This window comes from Nocardioides sp., assembly GCF_031422975.1.
Taxonomy (GTDB): Bacteria; Actinomycetota; Actinomycetes; order Propionibacteriales; family Nocardioidaceae; genus Nocardioides.
The window spans coordinates 1-4,049 of the sequence record NZ_JANPEO010000254.1; the positions used below are offsets into that span (position 1 = coordinate 1).

Sequence of the window (4,049 nt, forward strand, 5' to 3'; positions counted from 1 at the left end):
CCGAAATCCGAACTCGAGCTAGAAGCGCATCTCCCGCAGCATCGCGCAGTCCTGCTTCATGCCGGCGTAGTCGGGCCCGTAGTCGTTGAACTCCCAGCCGAAGGCCTGCTCGTAGAACGCTCGCGACGCTGCGAGGTCGACGACGTTGAGCTCGATGTAGTCGATGACGTGATGTGTCTGGTCCATGCCTGCCACGTTACGACCGACCGCCGACATCGAGGTCTGGACGAGTGCAGCGACGCGGCTCGCGGGCCCATAGGCTTGGGCGAGATGAGCGACATGGACGAAATCCCCAAGACCCTCCTGATCACCATCACGGGCAAGGATCGCCCCGGTGTCACGTCGGCGATGTTCTCGACCTTCGCGGCAGCGGGTGTCGAGGTCCTCGACATCGAGCAGATCGTGCTGCGTCGCCGGCTCGTCCTCGGCGTGCTCGTCACCGCCCCGCGTGACTGGAAGAAGCTGCGCCTCGCCGTCGAGCAGACCGCCGAGGGGCTCGGCATGCAGGCCGACGTCGAACGCGGCCAGGGCGACAACAAGCCCCGGCGTGTCGGCCGGTCGCACGTCACGATGATCGGTGCCCCGCTCAAGGCATCGGCGATGGCCGCCATCGCCGGCCGGATCGCCGACTGCGGCGCCAACATCGACCGGATCGAGCGCATGGCGCGCTATCCCGTGACCGCGATCGACCTGGCCATCTCCGGCGTGGAGCCCGAGATCCTGCGGCCCCTGCTGGCGGCCGAGGCGGCCAAGCAGGGCGTGGACATCGCCGTCCAGCCCGCCAACCTGCTGCGCCGCTCGCTGCGCCTGATCGTGATGGACGTCGACTCCACCCTGATCCAGGGCGAGGTGATCGAGATGATCGCCGCCCACGCCGGCTGCGAGGCCGAGGTCGCGGAGATCACCGCGCGGGCGATGTCCGGCGAGCTCGACTTCGAGGAATCGCTGCGCTCGCGGGTGGCGCTGCTCAAGGGCGTGCCGGCCGAGGCACTCGACGAGGTCTACGAGGCGATCACCCTGGCCCCAGGCGCCCGCACGCTCGTGCGCATCCTGCGTCGGCTCGGCTACCGGTTCGCGATCGTCTCGGGCGGCTTCAGCCAGATCACCGACCGGCTGGCGGCCGACCTCGGCATCCACTACTCGCGCGCCAACGAGCTGGAGATCGCCGACGGGCTGCTGACCGGCCGCGTCATCGGGGACGTGGTGGACCGGGCCGGCAAGGCGCGCGCGCTGCGCGAGTTCGCCGCCGACATCGGCGTCACCGAAGCAGCGACCATCGCCATCGGCGACGGCGCCAACGACCTCGACATGCTCAACGCGGCCGGGCTCGGCATCGCCTACAACGCCAAGGCAGTGGTGCGCGACGCCGCCGATGCCTCGGTCAACGTGCCCTACCTCGACACGATCATGTATCTGCTCGGCATCACCCGCGAGGAGATCGAGGCCGCCGACGCCGAGGCCGGCTTCGTCACGCCGGCTCCCCCCGTCTGAGCCCCCGGACCAGGCCCAGGACCACGCAGCCGCCCGACTCGTCGTCGGTCACCACCTCGGTCGCCAGTCCGGCCGCGAGCATCGCGCCCTCGGTGAGCGGTGCCTGCGCCCGCGACGTCTCGATCAGGAGCACACCCCCGGGCGCGAGCCACGCCGACGCCTCGGCCGCGATCCGGCGATGCAGGTCGACCCCGTCGGCACCGCCGTCGAGGGCCATCGCCGTCTCGTGCTCACGGGCCTCGGGCGGCATCAGCTCGATGTGGTCGGTCGGCACATAGGGAGCGTTGGCCGCCACGACGTCGACTCGCCCACGGAGGTCGCCCGGCAGGTCGGCGTACAGGTCGGAGGCGTGCACGTGGCCGTGCGGGACGTTGACGCGGGCGCACTCCAGGGCGACCGGGTCCAGGTCGCCGAGGTGGATCTCGCGTGCCGTGACGGTGGCCGCGACCGGGCCGACGCCACAGCACAGCTCCAGCAGCACTGACCCCGGCCCGCAACGGTCGGCGGCGATTCGCGCCAGCAGCTCGGTACGCCGCCGAGGGACGAAGACACCCGGGCGGACCTGCAGTCGCCGGCCCGCGAACGCGACCCAGCCGAGGACCGTCTCGAGGGGCTCACCCGCGAGGCGTCGCCGGACGAGTGCCTCCAGGCCCGCGCCTCGGTGACCGCTGCCCAGGAGCAGCGCCGCCTCCTCCTCGGCGAACACGCAGCCCGCTGCCCGGAGCCGGGCCGCGAGCTCGTCGCTGGTCAGTCGCGCCCCACGTGGAAGGCGGTCACCGAGGCCGACGCCATGGCCAGGTCGCCCCAGCTGCCGTGGAAGGTCAGCACCGTGAGGGCACAGGTGGGATAGCCACCGGCCATGTCCACGATCGCCGCCGGATCGCCCTCGCCGTCGTCGAGCATCTGGGCGAGGTAGGCGACTGTCGGGTTGTGGCCGATCACGAGGAGTGAGCGCGCCTCGGCCGGGGTCTCGCGCATGAGGTCGAGCGCGGTGTCCGGTCCAGCGGAGTAGAGGCCGTCCTCGAACACGGGCGAGATGCTCCAGCCCGCTCCTTCGGCCACGGCCCCCCAGGTCTCCTGGGTCCGGGTCGCGCTCGAGACGAGGGCGTGATCGGGGGTGAAGCCCCGCTCCGCCAGCCAGCGGCCGGCGGCAGCCGCGTCAGCCCTGCCCTTCTCGGCGAGCCGTCGTTCCTGGTCGCTCTCACCCCAGGACTCCGCCTTGGCATGGCGCATCACGACGATAAGACGTGCGTCGGGCGAGGAATCCAGGGGTGGCATCGGGCAACTCTCCCAGCACGCGCCAAGACTGTCACGCTCTCATGACAGCACCGGGGTGACAGGTGGCGCCGGGACGAGGACTCGTCGCGCTAGCCTGCGTCCCATGCCCTCAGCCCCCACCCGCGGCCCTCTGATGATCATCGGCGGTGCCGAGGACAAGCTCCGCAAGCGCACCATCCTCAAGGACTTCGTCGCCGCCAGCGGCGGCAGCGAGGCGCGCATCACGGTCATCCCGACCGCGTCGTCGCTCGGCGCGGAGATCGTGGACGTCTACGAAGCCCTGTTCACCAAGCTCGGCGCGGCGGAGGTTCACACGGCACGCCCCGAGTCTCGCGAGGACGCCCACGATCCGGAGCTCATCGAGGTGCTGGAGAAGTCGACCGGCATCTTCATGACCGGCGGCAACCAGCTCAAGCTGTCCGGCGTCATCTGTGGCACGCCCTTCGGTGATGCGATCATCGACGCCCACGAGCGCGGTGCGGTCGTCGCCGGCACCTCGGCCGGCGCGAGCATCCAGTCGTCGCACATGGTCGCCTTCGGCGTCGGTGGCGCGACCCCGAAGCAGCGAATGACGCAGGTCGCCGCCGGCCTCGGCCTGGTCTCCTCGTCTGTGATCGACCAGCACTTCGACCAGCGCAACCGCTACGGCCGGTTGCTGATGATCGTCTCCCAGAGCCCACAGCTGCTGGGGATCGGCGTCGACGAGGACACCGCAGCCATCGTCGAGCAGGTGGGCGACCACGAGGTGCTGCGCGTGATCGGCCGCGGCTCGGTGACGATCTTCGACCCTGCCCGCATGGTGTCCAACGCACACGAGGCTCACCGCTCGGCTCCCCTGCTGGCGAGCGGCGTGGTGCTGCACATGCTGCCCGCGGGTGCCGCGTACGACCTGACCACCCGCACGCTGGTCCCGCGGCCGCAGGAGGTCGACGACGCCGAGGCGGCCGAGATCGCCGAGGCCGGGCGCGACCTGGGCCAGCTCGCCCGGGACATCGCCGCCGGCGACGTCTCCCCGACCAACCTGCGGCGCCGGCTGGCCCGCAACCGGCGCCGGGTGACCGCGTCCCCCACCCTTGAAGCACCCCCTGCAAGTGACGGAGACCGTGCATGAGCGAGCGACCCACCCCTGACCTGACGACCATCGAGACGCGGGTCTATCGCGGCGCCAACGTGTGGTCCTACGAGAAGTCCATCCACCTGGTCGTCGAGCTCGGCTCCCTCGAGGAGTTCCCCACCAACACGCTGCCCGGCTTCTGCGACGAGCGCGGCTCGATGCTGCC

General features: G+C 70.9%; 5 protein-coding genes. 2 read left to right on the forward strand and 3 right to left on the reverse strand.

Annotated features, from left to right (window positions below; all coding sequences use genetic code 11):
* Nucleotides 1–18: 18 nt before the first annotated feature.
* Nucleotides 19–186, reverse strand: a complete 168-nt coding sequence (locus RMO85_RS07485; RefSeq protein ID WP_310528084.1) for a VOC family protein — start codon at nucleotides 184–186, stop codon at nucleotides 19–21.
* Between the two features lie 84 nt (nucleotides 187–270).
* Between RMO85_RS07485 and serB the strand changes: the two genes are divergently transcribed.
* Entirely contained in the window at nucleotides 271–1,491 is a 1,221-nt protein-coding gene (gene serB, locus RMO85_RS07490) for a phosphoserine phosphatase SerB (RefSeq protein WP_397203367.1), read from the forward strand.
* Here the strand turns inward: serB and RMO85_RS07495 are convergent.
* On the reverse strand, nucleotides 1,469–2,242 hold the full coding sequence (locus RMO85_RS07495; protein WP_310528090.1) for a putative protein N(5)-glutamine methyltransferase: 774 nt from the start codon (nucleotides 2,240–2,242) through the stop codon (nucleotides 1,469–1,471). The genes serB and RMO85_RS07495 overlap by 23 nt on opposite strands.
* Nucleotides 2,239–2,769, reverse strand: a complete 531-nt coding sequence (locus RMO85_RS07500; protein ID WP_310528086.1) for a histidine phosphatase family protein — start codon at nucleotides 2,767–2,769, stop codon at nucleotides 2,239–2,241. Before RMO85_RS07500 ends, RMO85_RS07495 begins: the two co-directional genes overlap by 4 nt.
* Nucleotides 2,770–2,872: 103 nt before the next feature.
* Here RMO85_RS07500 and RMO85_RS07505 point away from each other — a divergent pair, with 103 nt between their 5' ends.
* Complete coding sequence (locus RMO85_RS07505) at nucleotides 2,873–3,880, forward strand: cyanophycinase (protein ID WP_310528087.1); 1,008 nt, start codon at nucleotides 2,873–2,875, stop codon at nucleotides 3,878–3,880.
* The last annotated feature ends 169 nt before the right edge of the window (nucleotides 3,881–4,049 follow it).

Coding starts and splice junctions, on each gene's coding strand:
- RMO85_RS07485 (WP_310528084.1), bottom strand. CDS start 186: ATGGACCAGACACATCACGTCATCGACTACATCGAGCTCAACGTCGTC.
- serB (WP_397203367.1), top strand. CDS start 271: ATGAGCGACATGGACGAAATCCCCAAGACCCTCCTGATCACCATCACG.
- RMO85_RS07500 (WP_310528086.1), bottom strand. CDS start 2,769: ATGCCACCCCTGGATTCCTCGCCCGACGCACGTCTTATCGTCGTGATG.
- RMO85_RS07505 (WP_310528087.1), top strand. CDS start 2,873: ATGCCCTCAGCCCCCACCCGCGGCCCTCTGATGATCATCGGCGGTGCC.